The following is a 22,232-nucleotide window of genomic DNA, read 5'->3' as shown; positions in this document are numbered from 1 at the left end:
CAAGGGGATTTTGCTTGTAGTCTTGGTGGAGTTTTCATAAAATTAAATTATCTTACTAAAGGATGTGAGTGATGATAAACAAACTCCGTTTCGAACCAAAGGAACTGGAAATCCTCCGCTTTCTGTCCCGCCGCCTGGAACTGCCTTTGAAAAATGAAAATCAGTATCTATATTTAGAGAAGGGCTATGCAGGCGAGCAGCATTTTGACAGGGAGCTTCAGGACTTGCCAGATTCTTGCATTATTATAAATTATCTATTGCTGGAAAACGGCAGTACCCATTTTCAAATCGATACTCTTCTTATCGCCGGCGGCATCATATTCATCTTTGAAGTGAAAAACTACGAAGGGGACTATTACATAGAAAATGAAAGATGGTATTCCCTGCTATCCAGAACAGAAATAAAAAACCCCCTCCTCCAGCTGCAAAGAAGCGAAACCCTTTTACGGGGCCTCCTTAAAGAATTCGGCTACCATCTTCCCATCAAATCACATCTGATCTTCATTAATCCTGGCTTTCAGCTTTATCAAGCTCCTATCAATATTCCTGCAGTATTTCCTTCGCAGCTTAAACGATTCCTGGAGAAATTAAAAAATATCCCTAATGCGGTTAAATCGAGAAACCTGAAGCTGGCAGAGCAGTTAAATGCCCGCTGCTTGAAGGAGAATCCCTATGTGCGGATTCCAGAATTCACTTATGGCCAATTGAGGAAAGGGATTATATGCAGTTCGCGTACTTCGTTTTTAGCCCCCTTTACTCAAGGTTACTTAAAATGCGGGGAATGTGGTTTGAAAGAAAAAGTGGACAATGCGGTACTTCGCTGTGTGAAAGAATTTAGGGTTTTGTTTCCTGATAGGAAAATTACTACAAATGCAATAGTGGATTGGTGCGGTGGTATTGGTTCTGGGAAAGTGGTGCAGAGGATACTGGGGAGAAATTATGAGAAAAAGGGGAGGGGGAAAGCTTCTTATTACCAAGCATGCCAAATGGAAGAAAAAATGAATGGAGGTCAGATAGATTAATAGTAGCAAGGGAATTGGGAAAAGAAGGATTAACGCCGAAAATAGGAGAGAGGAGAGAAAATGGTAGTTAATCGGATGGATTAATGCCGAAAATAGGAGAGGGGAGAGAAAAATGGTAGTTAATCGGATGGATTAACGCCGAAAATAGGAGAGAGGAGAGAAAATGGTAGTTAATCGGATGGATTAACGCCGAAAATAGGAGAGAGGAGAGAAAATGGTAGTTAATCGGATGGGTTAATGCCGAAAATAGGAGAGGGGAGAGAAAAATGGTAGTTAATCGGATGGATTAACGCCGAAAATAGGAGAGGGAAAGAAAAATGGCAGTTAATCAGCAGTATTTGCGAAGAAAAAAAGAGAAACAAGAGAGTATGGTAATTAATAAAAACCGCGATATCCCAGCACACAAAAAAAGCACGGCTCAGCCGTGCCTCCGCAAACACTATTACGCAAAAGCTCTTTTCAGCCTCTCCAGCCCTTCCGCCAATACTTCATGCGGGCAGGCAATATTCATCCGGACGAAGCCTTCACCGCCGGGACCGTATTTCGGGCCTGGTTCCAGGGCGAGTTTCCCTTTTTCCAAAAGGCTTTGGCGCAGTTCGGCATCAGTTAATCCCAATCCGCGGCAATCAAGCCATAGAAGATAGGTGCCATCCGGCTCCATCAGGCGAATACCTGGGAGGTGTTCCCCAATAAACTCCGCAGCAGTTCTTTTATTCTCAGCCAAATAATCCATTAGACCATCGAGCCATTCTTCACCATGGCGGTAAGCTGCTTCCATGCCGATAATTCCAAAGGCGGATAGCGTGAAGAATCCTTGCTTGTGCTGTTCTGCCTGAAAAGCCTTCCGCCGCTTCTCATTGCTTATAATGGCAGCTGAAGCTTGAATCCCTGCAAGGTTCCAGGTTTTTGTCGGAGCTATGCAGGTGATTGTGAGGTCTGCAAATCGCGGATCCAGTGAAGCAATGGGATAATGCTTATGCCCTTTATAGATTAAATCAGAGTGGATCTCGTCAGAAAGAATAAGGCAATCATATTTAACACATAGCTCCCCTATTTTCCTCAGTTCCTCTTCTGTCCACATTCGGCCGCCCGGATTGTGCGGATTGCAGAGAAGGAATAGCTTCACGCCCTCTTTCAATTTGTTTTCAAAATCGGCAAAATCAATCTCGTACCGGCCATTCTCGAGTTTCAATTGAGAATTAACGACAGTGCGCCCATTCTGTTTAATCATCTCAAAGAATGGAGTATATACCGGAGACTGCAGCAATACTTTATCCTCTTTTTCAGTAAAAGCCTGGATGGCAGTTGCGATGGAGGGAACCACTCCCGTGCTGTATAGAATCCACTCATTTTCGATTTTCCAGCCATGCCGCTTGTTAAGCCACTGTCCGATAGATTCTGCAGTAGAATCCGGTGCATACGTATATCCGTAGACCCCATGAGCCATTCTGTCTTCAATCGCCTGCTTTACTTCTTCAGGAGGCTGAAAGTCCATGTCTGCTACCCACATAGGCAGTACATCGGATCTGCCAAAAACCTCCCTGGTCCGATCCCACTTAACAGAAGCTGTATTTTCTCTGCTGATTTTTTGATGGAAATTAAAACGATTCAATCCTGTCACCGCCTTAAGAATTCTTTTATGTACCCTGACTCTATGATATGATATTGATGCTAAAAATTAAAATATGCGGCTCAATCGGCCGAATAATAAAAAGGTGATATACATGGAAATTCAGCAAACGAATCTTTTGCTTGTCTACACCCTGGATCAGTGGGATCCATTTGGAGTGGGGCCGGGTAATTATGATACTGAAATTGCGGATTCAGTCCAGGCAGTCCATGATTTAAATGATTTAATGAAATTGGCCAGGAAGATTCAATCCATTTATGAATTTTCGTTTGAGGAAATCATTCCTTTGGAAAAATGCAAAGAAATCTCAGGGCGTCTTCTGGAAATCAAGAATAATGGCTCCTGTGCTATATAAGATAAAAAACGGCAGCTCTCAGACGTTGGGGCTGCCATTTTTTATTGACAATACTATACTCCCTATACACTCTCCTGTACCCGAACGGTATTCATAAAACTCCTGATGTGCTTCAGAACATCTTGCGGCCGTTCTTCCGGCACTAGATGCCCGGTATCTTTTAAAACCACCAGCTTGGAATTTTTCAAATCCTTATTCAAACGTTTGCCGATATGAAGCGGGACGACTCTGTCCTGTTCTCCCCAAATTAAAAGACAAGGTGTTTCTATTTTCTTCAATGCAGAGGCAGGCATATCGCCTTCTCTGTCGCGGATCATCCTTGTTAATGCCCGGAAAATATCGTCCTCTAAGAATGGCGACAAATATCCGTAAAGCATTTCATCATCTATCATGGAATGATCGTAGACAACATTTTTTAAATTTTGCTTTACCCCTGAGCGCTGAAGATATAATTTAACATACAGATGAAAGAAAGGTATGTAGCTTGAAAAAATGACATGCGGCTTCATTCGCTTCATATATCCGGAACTGCACAGCAATATTGCCTGGTCTACGAGTTCAGGCTTGGAGTGTGCGACATTTAAAACAATCTGGCCTCCCATGGAATGCCCTACTAAAGTAACTTTTTCAAATCCCAGCTTTTCTGATAAGCGGATAACCGTGTCCGCCAGGTTTTTGTATGAGTAGATGAACTGCTGGGATTTCCCGCTTTTGCCGAAGGGCGGCAAATCCATTGATACCACATTGAATTCCGTTTGCAGCAGAGGAATCAGCCTCCGATAGCTAAAGGTGGATGACAGAAAACCATGCAGCAGAACCAGAGTATTCATGGAGGACTCATGCTGGTAGTATTCATAATAAACATCTGTTCCATTAATTGGCTCTGTTCCTGAAAAAGTCGCTTGTATCATTGGCCTTCCCCTCCTGGTCCCAGTTTTACTTTATTTTCCCCTTAAACTTAATCTTGACACATATGATTTTAAAGAAATTAATAAATAATGAAAGTGACACATTTATTTTCCGAAGTTTTTGCTATAATGTAACTATTTTATAGAGTAAATCACTAAAGAATGGGAGCGACAAAGGTGAAATTAACTGAAAAGCAAATAGAGGTTTTGGAAATTTTAGAAAACAACAGTGCGCGAATCCCTGTGGAAGACATTGCAAAAATGGCTGAATTAAGTAAAGCGGAAACTGAAACTATTTTAGATAAACTCGAGGAAATGAAAGTGCTTGTTCGTTATAATTCCGTTATTGACTGGTCGAAAGTCGACGGTCATGAAGGAGTTACCGCTATGATTGATGTGAAGGTCGCTCCAAAGCGCGGGGTGGGATTTGATGAAGTTGCACAGAGAATTTACCGTTTTAAAGAAGTTAGGTCTGTCTATTTAATGTCCGGTGCCTATGATCTTTCTGTCATCATCGAAGGGCGTTCCATGAATGAGGTTGCCCGATTTGTATCAGAAAAGCTGTCGACTCTCGATTCTGTCTTATCGACAACCACACATTTTATTCTAAAAAAATATAAGCATGACGGCACTATTTTTGAACAAAGTGAAGACGACAAACGAATTGTGGTGTCACCGTAATGAATGGAACTAAGTCTTATTTATCCAAAACGGTAGAAGAGCTGAAGCCCTCCGGGATTCGCCGCTTTTTTGATCTTGCTGCAGGAATGGAAGGAGTCATTTCCCTTGGTGTGGGGGAACCTGATTTCATTACACCCTGGTCAGTGCGTGAAGCAGCCATCCTATCCCTTGAGCAGGGATATACCTCCTATACGGCTAATGCAGGGTTAATGGAGCTTCGGGAGGAAATTGCAGGCTATATGCAGAAAAGCTTCAGAGTTTCTTATTCTCCCCAGAGTGAAATAATTGTGACGGTGGGAGCGAGTCAAGCGCTGGACATAGCTCTTAGGGCAATCCTCGATCCGGGTGATGAAGTCATTGCTGTAGAACCAAGCTTTGTATCCTATGTGCCATTAGTGTCTCTTGCGGGCGGTGTGCCTGTTCAGGTCCAAACTTTAAAAGAGAATGGGTTTAAGATTCTGCCTGAGCAGCTGGAAAATGTAATCACTGACCGGACTAAAGCCATTATACTTTGTTCACCCAATAATCCGACCGGAACAATGTTAAGTGGAAGTGAACTGGAGGCCATCGCCCAAGTAGCTGAAAAGTACGATTTGCTGGTTCTTTCTGATGAAATTTATGCGGAGCTTGCTTATGATGGAGAGTATACGAGTTTTGCCACAATCAGCGGAATGAAAAAAAGAACCATCCTGATCTCGGGATTTTCAAAGGGGTTTGCCATGACAGGCTGGAGATTGGGATTTGTCTGCGCTCCTGAGACGATCTGCCAGGCAATGCTGAAAATTCACCAGTATGCGATGATGTGTGCGCCTACGATGGCTCAGTTTGCCGCTCTGGAAGCCTTGAAAACTGGCAGATCAGATGTCGAGGATATGAAAAAGAGCTATAAGCGCAGGCGGAATTATTTCGTTCAGTCCCTAAATGAGCTGGGTTTAACATGTCATGTGCCGGGCGGAGCTTTTTATGCTTTCCCATCTATTGAAAGTACGGGACTTTCTTCTGAAGAATTTGCAGAAAAGCTGCTGCTGGAGGAAAAGGTGGCGGTGGTCCCAGGCAATATTTTTGGCGAAAGCGGGGAAGGCCATGTACGCTGCTCTTATGCCACTTCCATGGAACTTCTGCAAGAAGCAATTAAGAGAATTGGCCATTTCTTAAAGCGAAACCAAAAGGCATAAAAAAAGGACAATCCACAACAGATTGTCAACTTCAAAAAGGGGGGAATACTAGAAAGCCTTACACTACAAGGCTAACCAGTATTCCTTTTTTATATACTCCCTTTTATAAAACTTTTTGATTATATTTGATTTCAAATAGCATTTGCATGACACGGAGGAAATCCTCCTCGCTGAATTCCTTTGCTTTGCGCAAGATGAGCTTAGCTTTTTTGGTGCCAATTTCACGCACAAGCTGTTCGATTTCATAATCGATACCTGACTGTCCCTTTTGAAGTTCCTGTTCAAGGAGCTCAGAAGCTGGAATATCGAGGGCGGTTGAGATTTTTAAAACAGTCTGGGTATCAGGAACCTGGTCTCCATTTTCATATTTTGCAATTGTCCCCGTTCCAACTCTCACTTTCAAAGCGAGCTGCTGCTGGGTTATATTTGCCCGTTCACGGTAAGCTTTAATGTTATGGCCGATATTTGACATATCCATCACTCCCACTGTCAATTTCTTCAAGCTTTATTTTATCACTAGAAACCTAAGATCCATTCTTTACTTCATGAACATTTCGTTAACAAACAAAAAAAGATGTCTGCATATTGTTTGCGGATTGATTTATTATAATGAATGGCTGTCAGAATTATTTATGGTATAAAATGGATGTGAATGGCATTAAAATCATTTTTGATATTTTTGTGAAGTTATGATATAATTTTTTATTGCGTATAAAGAGATAAAATTTGAATTTAAATAGGAGTGTTTTCATGTCTGAGAAAATCGAAGTAGGCAGTGTTATTACAGGAAAGGTAACAGGTATTCAGCCATATGGTGCGTTTGTGGCATTAGATGAGAATACACAGGGATTAGTCCACATTTCCGAAGTGACTCATGGTTTCGTTAAAGATATCAATGAGCATCTTAAAGTGGGCGATGAAGTAAAGGTGAAGGTGCTATCTGTTGACGAAGAAGCAGGTAAAATTGGTTTATCAATCCGTGCAACAGAAGAAGCTCCACAAGCAGAAGCGAAAGCTAGAAAGCCTCGCAAGCGCCAGGCAGCTCCAATCAAAATGGAAGACGAATCTGCACAGGGATTCAACACACTTAAGGATAAGCTTCAAGAGTGGATTGACCAGTCCCAGCGCGAGGATCTTATTAAGAAGTAATAAAATGGATAAACCGGGTTTCCTGCCCGGTTTTTTATTTTTATTCAGATGCAAAAATTATTTGCTTGTTCGTGCAAAATGAGCGAGCGCTCGACAAATTCTTTTGCACCCATAGTTACATAAAACAGAAGAAATATCTATTTTTTAAGATAAATAGTCTGAAAAATGTTGGAATTTTATATCTTGGCATTAATCTTGCAATAGTTAAACCAATTGCAACTTTTAAAGGAGGAACATACATGCAAGAAACAGGAAAGACAATCCCTTTCTGGTTTTCAGTGCTGCCGCTGCTGGTGATGATTGCTGCCATGATTATTACAATTGTTAAGTTTGAGGGAAGCCCTCATGTGCCTTTAATTACCGGAACAATTGTATCCGCTTTCATCGCCTGGCGCTTTGGCTATAAGTGGAACAATATTGAGGAAGGCTTCTATAAAGGCATTAAGTTAGCGCTCCCGGCTATTTTGATTATTATAATGGTCGGTTTGACAATTGGCTCATGGATTGGCGGGGGAATTGTAGCGACTATGGTTTTTTACGGATTAAAGCTGATGACGCCATCCATGTTTTTAGTCTCCATTTGTATTATCTGTGCCATTGTCACTCTGGCAATCGGAAGCTCATGGTCTACAATGGGAACGATTGGCGTCGCCGGAATGGGAATTGGGATCAGCATGGGCATCCCGGCTCCGATGGTGGCAGGTGCTATCATCTCAGGCGCCTATTTCGGAGATAAAATGTCACCGCTGTCCGACACGACTAATTTGGCTGCGGGAATCACAGGCACAGATCTTTTTGAGCATATAAAACATATGTTTTACACAACCCTTCCGGCGCTGGCCATTGCCATTATTGCTTATTGGTTTTTGGGAAGGCAATTTGGCGGGGATGATTTGAATAGTGATAAAATTACTGGTGTCATGAATGTTTTATCAGAGAATTTCGTCATCTCCCCTTGGCTTTTACTGGTGCCTGTAATTGTTATAGGGTTAGTGGCAAAAAAGGTGCCTGCACTTCCAGCGCTTGCGGTTGGTGTCTTCCTTGGCTGGCTATGCCATATTTTTGTCCAGGGCAGTGCTGTGGGGGATGCCGTCAACACTCTACAGGGCGGCTTTTCGATTGAATCAGGAAACACAATGGTGGACGAGCTTTTCAATAGAGGCGGCATTGACGATATGATGTACACCGTGTCCCTTACGATTGTGGCGATGGCCTTCGGCGGAGTTATGGAGCAGACAGGCATGCTAAAAGCCATTGTTGAACAGATACTGAAATTGGCCCGTTCGGCAAGAAGCTTAGTAGCAACTACCGTGCTATCTGCCTTCTTTACAAATGTGGCGGCTGCAGAGCAGTATATTTCCATTCTGCTCCCGGGAAGAATGTACACACAGGCATTTAAGGATAAAAATCTGCAATCCAAAAACCTTTCGAGGGCACTTGAAGATGGCGGTACGGTCACTTCTGTTTTTGTTCCATGGAATACTTGTGCGGTATTTATTATGTCAACATTGGCCGTTCATCCCTTTGAATATGCCCCTTACGCGATTTTAAATTTCACTGTGCCGATCCTGGCTATTATCTTTGCCATGCTTGGCTACAAAATTACTTTCATGAGTGATCAGGAACGAAAAGAAATGGAAGAAAAAGATCAAATAGCGTCATAAGGCTCCGACCTTCGGAGTCTTTTGTTTTTTGAGGAAGTGATAGGGTAAAGTAAACGGGAGCTCTGTTGAGATTTTTGAATAGGGACTTTAAGTTAGTCAAAGAATACATTTTGTTGAAAGGAGAGATAGTTATGGCAGAACAGACACTTTACGAAAAAGCAGGCGGCGGAGAAGCCATTGAAAAAGTGGTTGATTATTTTTATGAGGAACTGGTATTAAAGGATCCGACTGTCAATCAGTTTTTTGAACATACGGACATGGTTAAGCAAAAACGTCATCAATCCAAGTTTATCAGCTATGCATTAGGCGGTCCTAATCAATATTCAGGCAATTCCATGGCGAAAGCACATGAAGGTATGAACCTGCAGCCCGAACACTTTAACGCGATTGCCAAGCATCTGCATGATGCGCTTGCCCGCTTTGGAGTGAGTGAGAGGGATATCGACGAAGCTTTGACCCGCGTTGCAGCGCTTAGGGACGATATTCTATACAAATAAGCTCCCTGGGGGGAGCTTTTCGTTTTTTATCTGCAGAAATTAGAATATAACTGCGGAAAATATTTTTTTATCCGCTAAAATTAGATTTTAATCTCGAAAATCTAGTTTTATCTGCGAAACTATTATTTTAATCTCAAGCAGCATCAATCAGCTGTTTCTTTCCTGACTCCGTATTTTCTTAGCCGGTATTGCAGGTTTTGCCGGCTCATGCCAAGGGATTTTGCGGACTGGGTTATATTATTGCCATGGTGTTTAAGGACTTTCTTTAGATAGTAGGTTTCAGCTTCCTGTATATATTGTTCGAGTGTTTTAATAGGCTTGTTTTTCTGTATAAGCAAATCCTCCAAATGACCGGTTTCGTTCGATTCCACCTTGAATTGAGGCTTATTTCGGAAGTGAAGAGGCAAATGCACATAGCTGATCGCTTCTTCCTGATCAATCAGATTCATGGCCCCTTCGATAATATGCTCCAGTTCCCGTACATTGCCCGGCCAATCGTATTGCTCAAATTTGCTCATTACTTCTTCATCGATTTCCGCTACATTCATACCAAATAGCTGATTGTATTTTTCTATGAAAAATTGTGCAAGGTCCCGGATATCCTTTCTTCTCTCGCGCAGAGGGGGAATGAAGAGGGAAACAACACTTAGCCTGTAATATAAATCTTTTCTCATACGGTCTTCTGAGATAGCATCAATCGGGTCTTCGTTAATGGTTGCTATAATTCTTACATCTACTGCCCGGTCTTTAGTATCACCGATCCTTCTGATCGTTTTTTCCTGCAAAACTCTCAAAAGCTTTGCCTGCAGGGATGGATTAAGTGAATTGATTTCATCCAGCAGCAAAGTCCCGCCATTTGCCTGTTCAAACAATCCTGGCCTTTCAATGGAGCCTGTAAAAGCTCCTTTTTTTGTACCAAATAAAAGACCCTCTATCAGACTGTCCGGAAGAGCAGCGCAATTTTGGGAGATAAATGGTTTTGAAGAGCGGCTGCTGCCATTATGGATGCTTTGGGCAAAGAGCTCTTTCCCTGTGCCGGTCTCCCCGATAATCAGGACAGAAGAACTTGTCCGGGTTGCTCTTTTGCTCGCTTCAATCACTTCATGGATTTCGTCGCTGCTGCCAATAATACTATCGAAAGTATAGCGGGTGTCTCCGCGTTTATTCATATTTTCTCTGATCAGCTTTTCAAGCTTGGTGACATCACGTGCGATTTCCATGGCGCCAATCTGTTCACCATCTTCCATAATTGGGAAAGTATTATTGATCGTGGTGATTTCCTGTCCCTTATTGTTAAAATAGGTTTGTTTGGCATTTTTAATTTTGCTGCCATTTTTGAGCGCCTGAAGCAAGGTGCTGTCTTCATCTTGGTTGAAAGAAAATACATCCAGCAGATTTTTATCCAATACATCTTCATAATCCATGCCTTCTATTTGGGCCATTTTTTTATTGTAGAATGTTGTTCTTCCTTCCTCATTCACTACATGGACACCAACATCAATTTCATCTAATATCCGCTGAAAGAACTTGCTTTTCAATTGGAGCTGTTCAAATTCCCTTTGATTCATTGTGATCTCCTTCACTCGGCAGTTTATTCAATAGTATATACTAATTCGAATATATGCAATGAAAATTTGCACCAATAACTATTAGTGATTTAAAAAGGGCAAAAATATTTTGCCTTCAGTTTATGAAAATACTTATTTATCAGCTTTTTATATTTGGCACAGTTCTTGCATAATAAAATGGTGGATAAAAAACGAATTTATTAAAGGGGGATGGCATCATGGTACAGCCGTACAAACATGAACCTTTCACAAATTTTAAAACAGAAGAAAACCGTGAAGCATACTTACTGGGATTAAAAACAGTCGAAAGCTATTTAGGACAGGACTATGACTTATTAATAGGCGGAGAAAGAATCTCCACTGATGAAAAAATCTTATCCATCAATCCTTCTAATAAAGAAGAAGTAGTTGGCCGTGTTTCAAAGGCAAACCGCGAGCTTGCTGAAAAAGCGATGCAGGCTGCTGTTGAAGCATTCAAAACATGGAGAAAAGTGAAGCCGGAAACACGCGCAGATGTTTTATTCAAAGCTGCTGCGATTATCCGCCGCCGCAAGCATGAGTTTTCTGCTCTTTTAACAAAGGAAGCAGGAAAGCCTTGGAACGAGGCAGATGCTGATACTGCGGAAGCCATTGACTTCCTTGAGTACTATGCACGCCAAATCTTAACAATCAAAGACGGTGTTCCAGTCAACAGCCGTCCGAACGAATATAACCGTTATGACTATATTCCATTGGGAGTGGGGATCATCATTTCTCCTTGGAACTTCCCGCTTGCGATCATGGCCGGTACAACTGTTGCAGCGATCGTGGCTGGAAACACAGTTCTATTAAAACCAGCTTCTACAACACCTGTTGTGGCTGCGAAATTTGTTGAAGTGATGGAAGAAGCAGGCCTTCCGAAGGGCGTTCTGAATTTCGTGCCGGGAAGCGGTGCAGAAGTGGGCGACTACTTGGTTGACCATAAAGACACACGCTTCATCTCCTTCACTGGCTCACGTGACGTAGGTCTTCGCATCAACGAGCGCGCTTCTAAATTGAACGAAGGCCAAATCTGGCTGAAGCGTGTCATCGCTGAAATGGGCGGTAAGGACACAATCGTTGTGGACAAAGAAGCAGACCTTGAATTGGCGGCTACTTCAATCGTTGCTTCTGCTTTCGGATTCTCCGGCCAGAAGTGCTCGGCATGTTCACGTGCGGTTGTAGTAGAAGATGTATACGATCAAGTATTAAACCGTGTTGTCGAGTTAACGAATGAGTTAACACAGGGCAACCCTGAAGACCAAATCAACTACATGGGTCCTGTAATCGACCAGGGCGCTTTTGACAAGATCATGAGCTACATCGAAATCGGCAAAGAAGAAGGCAAGCTGATGACAGGCGGAGAGGGAGACAGCTCGAAAGGCTTCTTCATCAAGCCGACTGTATTTGCTGACCTTGCTCCGGATGCACGATTAATGCAGGAAGAAATCTTTGGGCCAGTTGTTGGCTTCACAAAGGCAAAAGATTTCGACCATGCGCTTGAAATCGCCAACAACACGGAGTACGGCTTAACAGGAGCTGTGATCACGCAGAACCGTGAGCACATCCAAAAAGCGCGCGAAGACTTCCATGTTGGGAACTTATACTTCAACCGCGGCTGTACAGGAGCGATCGTTGGATACCAGCCATTCGGCGGATTCAACATGTCAGGAACAGACTCCAAAGCGGGTGGGCCTGATTACATTCTTCTGCACATGCAGGCAAAGACTACTTCTGAAATGTACTAAGACTTGTAAAGCATGCACAGGATTTTCATATCTGTGCATGCTAAAACCCTAAATAGTTTAAAGAAGAATAGCTTAACGTTACAATATAAAGGACTATTCTGAAAAAGGAGGAATTTTAATTGACTGAAGCGACAAAATCACATTCACTTATCGAACAAACTGAAAAATACGGTGCAAACAACTATCACCCGCTTCCAATCGTTATTTCGAAAGCGGAAGGTGTCTGGGTGGAAGATCCTGAAGGCAATAAATACATGGATATGCTAAGTGCTTATTCAGCAGTAAATCAGGGGCACCGCCATCCAAAAATCATCCAGGCGCTGAAGGATCAGGCTGACCGCGTAACGCTAACTTCCCGTGCTTTCCATAACGATCAGCTGGGACCTTGGTATGAAATGATCTGTGAACTGACAAATAAAGAAATGGCCCTTCCGATGAACACTGGTGCGGAAGCGGTTGAAACGGCAATCAAAGCTGCACGCCGCTGGGCCTATGATGTAAAAGGCGTAGCAGATAACCAGGCAGAGATCATTGCTTGTATCGGTAACTTCCATGGCCGTACAATGACAGCGGTTTCGCTTTCTTCTGAAGAAGAATATAAGCGGGGCTTCGGACCTATGCTTCCAGGCATTAAGCTGATTCCTTACGGAGATCTTGACGCTCTTAAAGAAGCAATCACTGAGAATACGGCGGCTTTCTTAATTGAGCCAATCCAGGGTGAAGCTGGAATTGTGATTCCTCCGGAAGGCTTCCTGAAAAAAGCATATGAAACTTGTAAGGAAAACAATGTATTATTCATTGCAGATGAAATTCAGGCTGGCCTTGCGCGTTCCGGAAAAATGTTTGCATGCGAATGGGAAGATGTAGATCCTGACATGTTCATTTTAGGGAAAGCGCTTGGTGGAGGAGTATTCCCGATTTCATGCGTAGTTGCGAATAAAGATGTTCTTGGGGTATTTAATCCTGGATCACATGGTTCAACATTTGGAGGAAACCCAATGGCTTGTGCCGTATCTGTTGCCTCCATGAACGTATTGGTTGAAGAAAAGCTGGCAGAACGTTCCCTTAAACTGGGCGACTATTTCATGAGCAAATTAAAAGAAATTAATAATCCTGTCATTAAAGAAGTGCGCGGCCGCGGCTTATTTATTGGTGTTGAGCTGAATGAGCCAGCCCGCAAATATTGTGAAGAGCTTAAAGAACAAGGATTGCTTTGCAAAGAAACGCATGACACGGTTATTCGTTTTGCCCCTCCTTTAGTCATTTCTGAAGAAGAGCTTGATTGGGCAATTGAAAAGATCAATAAAGTATTAAGCTAATACAATTATACGGACAGTTGGCCTTGTGTCTGAATTTGTGATGCAGGGCCGCCGGTTATGGAGTATTGCTGTAATTTTCCTAAATATTAAAATCAAGAGGTGCCATGATGGGAGCTGCAGGAGTAGCTGGTAAAGAAACTGAACAAAAAATGGAAGAGTCTTTAAATTTATTTACTTCAACTCAAGTTGTGATCAAAGAAGCTTTGAACAAGCTCGGCTATGCAGATGAGATGTATGAGCTGCTGAAAGAGCCGCTGAGGATGCTCACGGTAAGAATCCCGATAAGAATGGATGACGGGTCGATAAAAATTTTCACCGGCTATAGATCACAGCATAATGATGCGGTAGGACCGACAAAGGGCGGTGTCCGTTTTCATCCTGAAGTAAATGAGGATGAAGTAAAAGCTTTATCCATGTGGATGAGTTTAAAGTGCGGAATTGTGGATCTTCCTTATGGAGGAGGTAAAGGCGGCATTATTTGTGATCCCCGTTCCATGTCAATGGGGGAGCTGGAACGCTTAAGCCGAGGATATGTAAGGGCAATCAGCCAGATCGTTGGCCCTACAAAAGATATACCTGCTCCGGATGTTTATACGAATTCACAGATCATGGCCTGGATGATGGATGAATACAGTCGACTCCGTGAGTATGATTCTCCCGGATTTATCACAGGCAAGCCGCTTGTTCTCGGCGGGTCTCAAGGAAGGGAAAAGGCAACTGCGCAGGGTGTAGTGATCTGCATTGAGGAAGCTGCGAAAAAGCGCGGCATTTCCATTGAAGGAGCACGTGTGGCTGTTCAGGGATTTGGAAATGCAGGAAGCTTCCTGGCGAAATTCATGCATGATGCAGGCGCTAAAGTGGTCGCCATTTCAGATGCTTATGGTGCTCTATATGATCCAAATGGACTGGATATTGATTACCTTCTTGATAGGCGCGATAGCTTTGGAACGGTAACGACCCTTTTCGATAACACTTTGACAAACGAAGAATTGCTTGAACTGGATTGCGATATCCTGGTTCCTGCGGCTGTGTCCAATCAGATTACCGCTGCAAACGCCCATAATATTAAAGCTTCCATCATAGTAGAGGCTGCAAATGGCCCAACCACTCTTGAAGCTACAAAAATTCTTTCAGACCGGGGAATCCTGCTTGTTCCTGATGTGTTAGCCAGTTCTGGCGGTGTGACGGTATCCTATTTCGAATGGGTACAGAACAATCAGGGGTACTATTGGACTGAAGAGGAAGTTACAGAAAAGCTGAAAAAAGTGCTAGTTCAGGCTTTCGATAATGTTTATCAGACTTCACAGCAAAGAAAAGTAAATATGCGTCTTGCTGCTTATATGGTCGGCGCGAGGAAAATGTCTGAAGCATCCCGCTTCAGAGGCTGGGTTTAATTCAGTAAACGGTATATAAATACTGATTCAATAAAAAAATCCTTGCACACAATGTGCAAGGATTTTTTGCATTCTTTTAACGGGTTGGCCTTGCTTCAGGTTCTCTTTCCAGTTCTTCATTTGGTTTGAAAAGAAGCCCCAGATTGATTAAGCCCGCGATGCCCACAAGACCGTATATAATTCGTGAAAGGGCTGAATCCTGACCGCCAAAGATAGCTGCGACAAGATCAAATTGGAAGAATCCGATTAAACCCCAGTTAATAGCGCCAATAATTGTTAGAACCAGTGCAATACGCTGAATGCCACTCATGATGTTTCCTCCTTGTAGTATAGGTTCAATATTATGTTGCTGCAGGGAAATAAAAAATATTCATTGTAATAATCGTTAATAGCCATAATGAAAAAGATGATCTGAGAACCCGGGATATCTAATGCTCACCTTTCGAATCGTACTTTTTGCAATAGCTGAAAATTTGAAAGATAATAATGTGGAAAAGGAGATGGTGATATGCAAAATTTTACCTTTTATAATCCGACTAAATTAATCTTTGGGAAAGATCAGCTATCCCAATTGCAGACTGAAATTCCGCAGTATGGCAAGAAGGTTCTTGTAGTGTATGGCGGCGGAAGCATTAAGCGCAATGGTTTATATGATAAAGTGATGGCACAGCTAAATGAAATTGGTGCTGAAGTGTTTGAACTATCAGGTGTTGAGCCTAATCCAAGAGTTTCCACTGTCCGCAAAGGCGTTGAAATCTGTAAAACTGAAGGCATCGATTTCCTGCTGGCTGTTGGCGGCGGGAGTGTAATTGACTGCACTAAGGCAATCGCAGCTGGTGCTAAATATGATGGCGATGCCTGGGATCTGGTCATTAAGAAAGCATTTGCTGCAAAAGCTCTGCCTTTTGGAACCGTTCTTACATTAGCGGCTACCGGTTCTGAAATGAATGCAGGATCTGTTATTACAAACTGGGAAACAAATGAAAAATATGGATGGGGCAGTCCTGTTACTTTCCCAAAATTTTCAATCCTTGACCCTGTTAATACATTCACAGTGCCAAGTAATCAGACGGTTTATGGAATTGTGGACATGATGTCCCATGTACTGGAGCATTATTTCCATCTTGAAGAAAATACAGATTTCCAGGATCGTATGTGTGAATCGCTGCTGATTACCATTATGGAAGCTGCTCCTAAGCTCCTTAAAGATCTTGAAAGCTATGACCATCGTGCGACCATTTTATATTCCGGCACAATGGCATTGAACGGTTTTCTGAATATGGGCTACCGGGGAGACTGGGCTACGCATAATATCGAGCATGCAGTATCGGCCGTTTATGATATTCCTCATGGCGGCGGTCTGGCCATTCTATTCCCGAACTGGATGAAGCATAATCTGAACGTGAAGCCTGAGCGATTCAAGCAGCTGGCTACCCGTGTATTTAGCGTGGATCCCGCAGGAAAAACAGATGAGGATATTGCGCTTGAAGGCATTGAAAAGCTTCGTGCATTCTGGAACAGCATTGGTGCACCGTCACGCCTGGCTGATTATGATATCGATGACAGCAAGATTGAATTGATGGCAGACAAAGCGACTGTCAACGGAGAATTCGGCAATTTCGCGAAATTAAATCATGATGACGTGGTTTCAATCTACCGCGCTTCTTTATAAATACCAGGCTGGACTCTGCCATAGGCAGAGTCCTTTTACATTTTTCGCCGAAAAATGACAATCACCATTTGCGCGTAAAAAATATGTCAAAATTGGACACGCTTACATTAGGGGATGATTCTTGATTAACTTTGATGCTTTCGTTAAAGTGGTATAAGGATGACAGCCAGAATTACTGCAGGCTGTTTAAATTTGAAAAAAACTGGAGGACATTCATGACACACGTTCGTTTTGATTACGCAAAAGCACTTCCTTTTTTTGGCGAACATGAAATTACATATCTGCAGGATGCCGTGAAGGTAGCACATCACTCCCTTCATGAACAAACTGGCGCTGGCAGTGACTTTTTAGGCTGGATTGATCTGCCTGCAAACTACGACAAAGAAGAGTTCTCCCGCATCGAAAAAGCTGCTGAGAAAATTAAAAGTGATTCCGATATCCTTATCGTCATTGGAATTGGAGGTTCCTATCTTGGAGCGCGTGCGGCTATTGAAATGCTTCAGCACAGCTTCTATAATGCACTTCCAAAAGAAAAGCGCGGAACTCCGCAGGTATTATTTGCGGGCAACAATATTAGTTCCGCTTATATGAAGGATCTAATGGACCTTCTTGACGGCAAAGATTGGTCCATCAATGTTATCTCCAAATCAGGCACAACGACTGAGCCTGCATTGGCTTTCCGTATTTTCCGCAAACTGCTGGAAGAAAAATATGGTGTGGAAGAAGCGCGTAAACGAATTTATGCTACAACCGATAAAGCAAGAGGGGCTTTAAAGACTCTTGCGACAGAGGAAGGCTACGAGTCATTTATTATTCCTGATGATGTCGGTGGCCGCTATTCTGTCCTCACAGCAGTAGGTCTTTTGCCGATTGCTGTCAGCGGTGCAAGCATTGAAGATATGATGAGCGGTGCTGCACAGGCACGCGAGGACTTCAGCAAATCTGAGCTTCAGGATAATGCAGCATACCAGTACGCTGCTGTCCGCAATGTTCTATATAACAAAGGCAAAACGATTGAAATGCTGATCAACTATGAACCAGGACTTCAATATTTTGCAGAGTGGTGGAAGCAGCTGTTCGGTGAAAGTGAAGGAAAAGACCAGAAAGGAATTTTCCCTTCATCAGCAAACTTCTCTACTGATCTTCATTCATTAGGCCAGTATGTGCAGGAAGGCCGCCGGGACCTTTTCGAAACGGTTATCAAGGTGGAAGAATCACGCCATGAGCTTACCATTGAAGAAGCAGAGAATGATCTTGATGGCCTGAACTATCTTGCGGGTGAGACTGTCGACTTTGTAAATAACAAAGCCTTTGAAGGGACAATGCTTGCCCACACAGACGGCGGAGTGCCAAACCTGATCGTTTCCATTCCGAAAATGGATGCCTACACATTTGGCTACCTGGTTTACTTCTTTGAAAAAGCATGTGCAATGAGCGGCTACTTGCTGGGAGTGAACCCGTTCGACCAGCCTGGTGTGGAAGCATACAAAGTGAACATGTTCGCCCTATTAGGAAAACCAGGATTTGAAGAGAAAAAAGCTGAACTTGAAAAGAGATTAAAGTAATAGTGAAAAACGTCTGCCTGCGGGTGGGCGTTTTTTTATTGGAGAAAAAGATGCCGCTGCTAAATCGCATTCATGATATCCCTTACTTTGGAGAAACTAAGCAAAAAGAGTAAAAGGGGATGGATTCAGTGATTGAAATACCTTCAAAAGTGGAAGGAAAGCATTTTGATTTGTATAAGCTGGAGCAGGCTCTAAAGCCGATTGGCTATTCGGTTGGCGGGAACTGGGATTATGATCACGGGTCTTTTGATTATAAAATTGATGATGAGGTGGGGTACCAGTTTTTAAGGGTCCCATTTAAGGCAATTGATGGGCAGCTTGATGATCCAAGCTGTACGGTGGAAATTGGCAGGCCGTTTCTGCTTTCACATAAGTATCAGCGCGGCCTGGATGACCACGCTTATACAGGGAATTTCAGCGCCTCCTTTGATCAATTCTCGGAGCCTGTAGATAAGGACGCTCGTTTTCCGGAAGAATTTATTGATCTCGGCAAAGCGCTTGTCGAAGAGCTGGAGTCTATTTTATTAAGAGATTAACCGAGTATAACAATCAGCTGATCCTGCTGAAGAATTATAAAAGGCTGGGGAGGATTAACAAGGGTTTCTTCCCCTCTTTTAACACCCAAGAGCAGAATGCCTTCTTTCATAAGTTCGGCACTAAGTTCAGCAAAAGTCTTATTTTCTATATCTTCTGATGCAGGCTGAAAAGTTAATTTTCGTTTATCGAGCTGTCCCAGCAAATCAAGAAAAGAAGTAACGAGCTCCTGGGAAGAAATGCTGTTGATCATGACAAAGCTCGTTAGAACATTCGTCTGAACGATTTCATCAGCCCCCGCTCTTTTAGCGTTGGCTGCCTGTTCTGAAGTTAATATTTCAACGATGCATTGAACATCGCGATTTAATCCTTTGATGGCCAATAAGGTTAAAATTGAATTCATGTCAGCATGCAGTTCATCTTTGTTCTGATCAGCTGTGATAATTACTTTTTTGGCATCAAATATATTTGCCTTCATGAGGACATCATCTCTGTTAGCGCGTCCCTGAATAAAATGTACATTATTATGGGGAACAGGATTTGACCTCAGTGTTTCATCAATTAAAGCAATGGAATGGTTCATCCCATCGCCTCCGAGAGTATTAACGATCTCCCTTGAACGTTCATTCCAGCCAATTACAACAATATGGTTTTGACCCCGATATTCGATTTTCCCCTCCAGGAAGTCATTCTGCCGGGTAACTGCTGCTGTTGCAAGTGAAATAAAATAGGTAGACAGAAAACCCGCACCAGTAAAAATAAGCGCAATGCCCACAATACGCCCTGCAGTGCTTTTGGGATAAAAATCTCCAAAACCGACAGTTGAAGCAGTTACAACCGCCCACCAGATTCCATCAAAAAAAGTCGGAAAGGAGGTCGGCTCAATAATATGTATTAACCCCCCAAAAAGAAAGATCACCATCAGGGCAATCAGCAGAATTCTGATTACTAAAGGGAGACGTATAAAACTGTAATAGATGTGCTGAGGCATAAAAATACCCCTCCTAATTTACAAAAGGTTTCAGCAGCTGACTGCTAAAAAATGCCAGCCGTATAGAATATAAAAAAAGCCATGCCAGCATATACTTTAGTTAAGTATATCGTCTATTGCACGGCTCAGCAGTTGAATATCCTTTGATATTTCATTTCTCACGACGTCAATCTCGCACCTTTCATATTCATCCATGAGAAGGGAGAGTTCTCTTTTTAGTATGACAGCCTCGTGTTCAAAATCCATGATGACTCCCTCCTTTAGGGATATATAGGACTATCGGGCAGATAGTAAATTCCTTTATAATGTTACAATTATGTTACCCGATTTCTTTTCCATTTAAACGGTAAATCCCTTAATAATTTGCAAATGAAATTTAGAACGAATATAGTTTACCCTCATATTTTGCACGTAAACACATCGTTTATACCAATTTACTCAAGAATATGATGGCATTTGGAGTGCGCTTTGAAAAGCAGGCTGCCGAAAACGTATCATTTGACGAATAGATTAATTAATCATATAATTAATTTAACAAAATAGTTCGGATTCTTCCTAAAGGGGAGTAGCTGTCAAGTAGAGTCGTCAATACGAGATAATGAATCTCCGGCTTTACTGGCAACAAAATGTTGCTTGCGAGACCTTTACCATTTATTTTGGTAAGGTCTCTTTTGTTTTTAAGGCGCTGAGACCAATAAATGGTTCAGTGCCTTTTATTTTTAGGGAAGAGTCTGGAACAGGGAGGTTTAGAGATGAAATCATATCAGCAGCTTGCAGACAGTGTAAAGTTTTCCAGAAGCCTTAATTGGACCAGACTTCTCGAGAAGGACGACAGTTTGGAATTTATAGGAGCAGGGAGAAGTGCATTTGCTTTTAGGTTAAAAGAAACCAATCTTGTATTAAAGGTATTTTTTCCGGAGTTTAAAAGAACCGCCAGGGAAGAAGCGGAGATATACAGGTCGTTGCCCGACCATCCGTACTATCCCTCATTATATTGCTCTGGAGATAACTATATTGTAATTGATTATGTACAGGGACTGACTTTGTTTGAATGTCTAGCAAAAGGAGTCCCGATAGAAGAGGAGAAAATCAGGCAAATAGATGAGGCTTTAAAGCTTGCGAGGGAAAGAGGGCTTAACCCTTCGGATATCCACCTGCGCAACATTATTCTTACAGAGGATGACCATATTAAAATCATTGATGTTGCCCGATTTAAACAAACGAAGAATTGTACACAGTGGGACGACTTGAAGCATGCATTCTATAGATTTTACAGAAAAAGATATTTTCCAAAGAAGATCCCTGTTTTAATCATGAATACAATTGCGGCACTTTATAAAAAGCGGATTTTCCGTATGGGTTCCTAAACAGTTCATTTGATATGGCATTTTTCTTTTGAAATAATAAAGACCACATAAACAGAAAGGGGCAGGTATCCATGAAAGTTCTAATCGTCGGAGCAAACGGACAAATCGGAAAGCAGCTGGTAAAGCTTATAAAAGAAGCAGATAAACATACAGTACGGGCGATGATCAGAAAAGAAGAGCAGGCCCGGAAGTTTGAAGATACGGGTGTGGAGACGGCAGTCGCAAGCCTTGAAGGAACGGTTGATGAATTGGCTGAAGCTGCCAAAGGCTGTGATGCAATTGTGTTTACTGCAGGTTCAGGCGGACATACAGGCTATGACAAAACTCTTCTGATTGACCTTGATGGAGCTGTAAAAACAATAGAAGCGGCGGAGAAGGCTGGTGTGGACCGGTTTATAATGGTCAGCGCTATACAGGCGAATAATCGTGATAAGTGGAATGAAAAAATCAAGCCTTATTACGCTGCGAAGCATTATGCCGACAGAATCCTGGAAAACAGCAGCTTGAATTACACAATCGTTCGTCCAGGGGGCCTGACAAATGAAGCGGGAACCGGCAAAATCAAAGCAGCAGAAAGTTTGGAGCGTGGCTTCATTCCCCGTGAGGATGTAGCTAAAACTCTTTATGATGTCCTGGATAGTGAAAGCACCTATAAACGCGCATTTGATCTGGTTTCAGGTGAAGAAGATGCGGAAGCAGCATTGAAAAATATATAACTTTTGCCCGGTGTGTATGCACCGGGATTTTTTTCGGCAAATTCAAGTATAAATTATCCCGCTTAGAGAAAATTAAATTAGAAAAAACAGGAGTCTGCCCAATGGAGGAAAAGAGTAGAATTAACAAAAGCAGAGATTTTGCCTTAAGGGCTGCTTATACTTAAACACATATAAGTTAGAAGATTAGTTGAACCAGGCATTGGCAAATTCCAATGTCCTTTTCGTTTTAATTGCTTCTCAATAGGGAATAAGGAATTGT

At 42.5% G+C, this 22,232-nt stretch carries 22 protein-coding genes; 15 read left to right on the top strand and 7 right to left on the bottom strand.

All coding sequences use genetic code 11. From position 1 onward, the window contains the following. The first annotated feature begins 71 nt into the window (after positions 1-71). On the top strand, positions 72-1,022 hold the full coding sequence (locus ACXAD1_RS20495) for a nuclease-related domain-containing protein (protein ID WP_474910857.1): 951 nt from the start codon (positions 72-74) through the stop codon (positions 1,020-1,022). 442 nt (positions 1,023-1,464) lie between these two features. Here ACXAD1_RS20495 and ACXAD1_RS20490 read toward each other — a convergent pair whose 3' ends face one another. Continuing rightward, entirely contained in the window at positions 1,465-2,634 is a 1,170-nt protein-coding gene (locus ACXAD1_RS20490) for a MalY/PatB family protein (RefSeq protein WP_370223047.1), read from the bottom strand. A 112-nt stretch (positions 2,635-2,746) separates the two neighbouring features. On the opposite strand from ACXAD1_RS20490, the gene ACXAD1_RS20485 reads away from it, so the two are divergent. After that, the gene (locus ACXAD1_RS20485; RefSeq protein WP_009331640.1) at positions 2,747-3,007 is read left to right on the top strand and encodes a DUF1871 family protein; all 261 of its coding nucleotides are present in this window, start codon (positions 2,747-2,749) and stop codon (positions 3,005-3,007) included. Between the two features lie 62 nt (positions 3,008-3,069). Here ACXAD1_RS20485 and ACXAD1_RS20480 read toward each other — a convergent pair whose 3' ends face one another. Then, on the bottom strand, positions 3,070-3,918 hold the full coding sequence (locus tag ACXAD1_RS20480; RefSeq protein ID WP_370223045.1) for an alpha/beta fold hydrolase: 849 nt from the start codon (positions 3,916-3,918) through the stop codon (positions 3,070-3,072). Positions 3,919-4,092: 174 nt separating this feature from the next. Between ACXAD1_RS20480 and ACXAD1_RS20475 the strand changes: the two genes are divergently transcribed. Together ACXAD1_RS20475 and ACXAD1_RS20470 are read left to right on the top strand one after the other, a co-directional pair. Next, positions 4,093-4,596, top strand: a complete 504-nt coding sequence (locus ACXAD1_RS20475; RefSeq protein ID WP_206840393.1) for an Lrp/AsnC family transcriptional regulator — start codon at positions 4,093-4,095, stop codon at positions 4,594-4,596. After that, positions 4,596-5,771: an aminotransferase gene (locus ACXAD1_RS20470; RefSeq protein WP_370223043.1), complete on the top strand. Its 1,176-nt coding sequence runs from the start codon at positions 4,596-4,598 to the stop codon at positions 5,769-5,771. The genes ACXAD1_RS20475 and ACXAD1_RS20470 overlap by 1 nt, the downstream gene beginning before the upstream one ends. Before the next feature lie 103 nt (positions 5,772-5,874). Here ACXAD1_RS20470 and ACXAD1_RS20465 read toward each other — a convergent pair whose 3' ends face one another. Further along, the gene (locus ACXAD1_RS20465; protein ID WP_206840397.1) at positions 5,875-6,243 is read right to left on the bottom strand and encodes a helix-turn-helix domain-containing protein; all 369 of its coding nucleotides are present in this window, start codon (positions 6,241-6,243) and stop codon (positions 5,875-5,877) included. A 278-nt stretch (positions 6,244-6,521) separates the two neighbouring features. Between ACXAD1_RS20465 and yugI the strand changes: the two genes are divergently transcribed. The 3 genes from yugI to ACXAD1_RS20450 all read left to right on the top strand — a co-directional run bounded on the left by yugI (position 6,522) and on the right by ACXAD1_RS20450 (position 9,081). Further along, a complete protein-coding gene (gene yugI / locus ACXAD1_RS20460; protein ID WP_009331635.1) occupies positions 6,522-6,920 on the top strand; it encodes a S1 domain-containing post-transcriptional regulator GSP13 in 399 nt (132 codons plus the stop codon). A 239-nt stretch (positions 6,921-7,159) separates the two neighbouring features. Beyond that, a complete protein-coding gene (nhaC, locus tag ACXAD1_RS20455; protein ID WP_206840399.1) occupies positions 7,160-8,584 on the top strand; it encodes a Na+/H+ antiporter NhaC in 1,425 nt (474 codons plus the stop codon). A 131-nt stretch (positions 8,585-8,715) separates the two neighbouring features. After that, positions 8,716-9,081 (top strand): group I truncated hemoglobin, encoded by a 366-nt coding sequence (locus ACXAD1_RS20450; protein ID WP_206840401.1) that lies wholly within the window; start codon positions 8,716-8,718, stop codon positions 9,079-9,081. Positions 9,082-9,224: 143 nt separating this feature from the next. Here the strand turns inward: ACXAD1_RS20450 and ACXAD1_RS20445 are convergent, their stop codons facing one another. Further along, positions 9,225-10,649, bottom strand: a complete 1,425-nt coding sequence (locus ACXAD1_RS20445; RefSeq protein ID WP_370225343.1) for a sigma-54 interaction domain-containing protein — start codon at positions 10,647-10,649, stop codon at positions 9,225-9,227. A gap of 218 nt (positions 10,650-10,867) precedes the next feature. On the opposite strand from ACXAD1_RS20445, the gene pruA reads away from it, so the two are divergent. The 3 genes from pruA to ACXAD1_RS20430 all read left to right on the top strand — a co-directional run bounded on the left by pruA (position 10,868) and on the right by ACXAD1_RS20430 (position 15,128). Further along, positions 10,868-12,415 (top strand): L-glutamate gamma-semialdehyde dehydrogenase, encoded by a 1,548-nt coding sequence (gene pruA / locus ACXAD1_RS20440; protein ID WP_474910856.1) that lies wholly within the window; start codon positions 10,868-10,870, stop codon positions 12,413-12,415. A 119-nt stretch (positions 12,416-12,534) separates the two neighbouring features. Beyond that, positions 12,535-13,734, top strand: coding sequence for an ornithine--oxo-acid transaminase (locus ACXAD1_RS20435; protein ID WP_474910855.1), 1,200 nt, complete (start codon positions 12,535-12,537; stop codon positions 13,732-13,734). 149 nt (positions 13,735-13,883) lie between these two features. Continuing rightward, positions 13,884-15,128: a Glu/Leu/Phe/Val family dehydrogenase gene (locus tag ACXAD1_RS20430; protein ID WP_254178640.1), complete on the top strand. Its 1,245-nt coding sequence runs from the start codon at positions 13,884-13,886 to the stop codon at positions 15,126-15,128. A 76-nt stretch (positions 15,129-15,204) separates the two neighbouring features. Here the strand turns inward: ACXAD1_RS20430 and ACXAD1_RS20425 are convergent, their stop codons facing one another. Continuing rightward, entirely contained in the window at positions 15,205-15,438 is a 234-nt protein-coding gene (locus ACXAD1_RS20425) for a DUF378 domain-containing protein (protein ID WP_009331627.1), read from the bottom strand. Positions 15,439-15,636: 198 nt separating this feature from the next. Here ACXAD1_RS20425 and ACXAD1_RS20420 point away from each other — a divergent pair, with 198 nt between their 5' ends. The 3 genes from ACXAD1_RS20420 (at position 15,637) to ACXAD1_RS20410 (ending at position 18,901) form a co-directional block, all read left to right on the top strand. After that, positions 15,637-16,800: an iron-containing alcohol dehydrogenase gene (locus ACXAD1_RS20420; RefSeq protein WP_474910854.1), complete on the top strand. Its 1,164-nt coding sequence runs from the start codon at positions 15,637-15,639 to the stop codon at positions 16,798-16,800. A 215-nt stretch (positions 16,801-17,015) separates the two neighbouring features. After that, positions 17,016-18,365: a glucose-6-phosphate isomerase gene (locus ACXAD1_RS20415; protein WP_474910853.1), complete on the top strand. Its 1,350-nt coding sequence runs from the start codon at positions 17,016-17,018 to the stop codon at positions 18,363-18,365. 128 nt (positions 18,366-18,493) lie between these two features. Continuing rightward, positions 18,494-18,901 carry a YugN-like family protein gene (locus ACXAD1_RS20410; RefSeq protein WP_206846170.1) on the top strand — a complete coding sequence of 136 codons (408 nt, stop codon included), beginning with the start codon at positions 18,494-18,496 and terminating at the stop codon, positions 18,899-18,901. On the opposite strand, the gene ACXAD1_RS20405 is transcribed toward ACXAD1_RS20410, so the two are convergent. Both ACXAD1_RS20405 and ACXAD1_RS20400 read right to left on the bottom strand, forming a co-directional pair. Next, complete coding sequence (locus ACXAD1_RS20405) at positions 18,898-19,890, bottom strand: potassium channel family protein (RefSeq protein ID WP_206846169.1); 993 nt, start codon at positions 19,888-19,890, stop codon at positions 18,898-18,900. The genes ACXAD1_RS20410 and ACXAD1_RS20405 overlap by 4 nt on opposite strands. 96 nt (positions 19,891-19,986) lie before the next feature. Continuing rightward, positions 19,987-20,136, bottom strand: coding sequence for a hypothetical protein (locus tag ACXAD1_RS20400; protein ID WP_474910852.1), 150 nt, complete (start codon positions 20,134-20,136; stop codon positions 19,987-19,989). Positions 20,137-20,642: 506 nt separating this feature from the next. Here ACXAD1_RS20400 and ACXAD1_RS20395 point away from each other — a divergent pair. Both ACXAD1_RS20395 and ACXAD1_RS20390 read left to right on the top strand, forming a co-directional pair. Further along, the gene (locus ACXAD1_RS20395) at positions 20,643-21,257 is read left to right on the top strand and encodes a protein kinase family protein (protein ID WP_206846167.1); all 615 of its coding nucleotides are present in this window, start codon (positions 20,643-20,645) and stop codon (positions 21,255-21,257) included. Positions 21,258-21,328: 71 nt separating this feature from the next. After that, complete coding sequence (locus ACXAD1_RS20390) at positions 21,329-21,973, top strand: SDR family oxidoreductase (protein WP_474910851.1); 645 nt, start codon at positions 21,329-21,331, stop codon at positions 21,971-21,973. Positions 21,974-22,232: the final 259 nt, after the last annotated feature.

It is taken from the genome of Cytobacillus sp. ABV4_503, assembly GCF_056158445.1.
The sequence above is the reverse complement of the archived record's forward strand: the minus strand, read 5'-3'. Positions and strand labels throughout refer to the sequence as shown.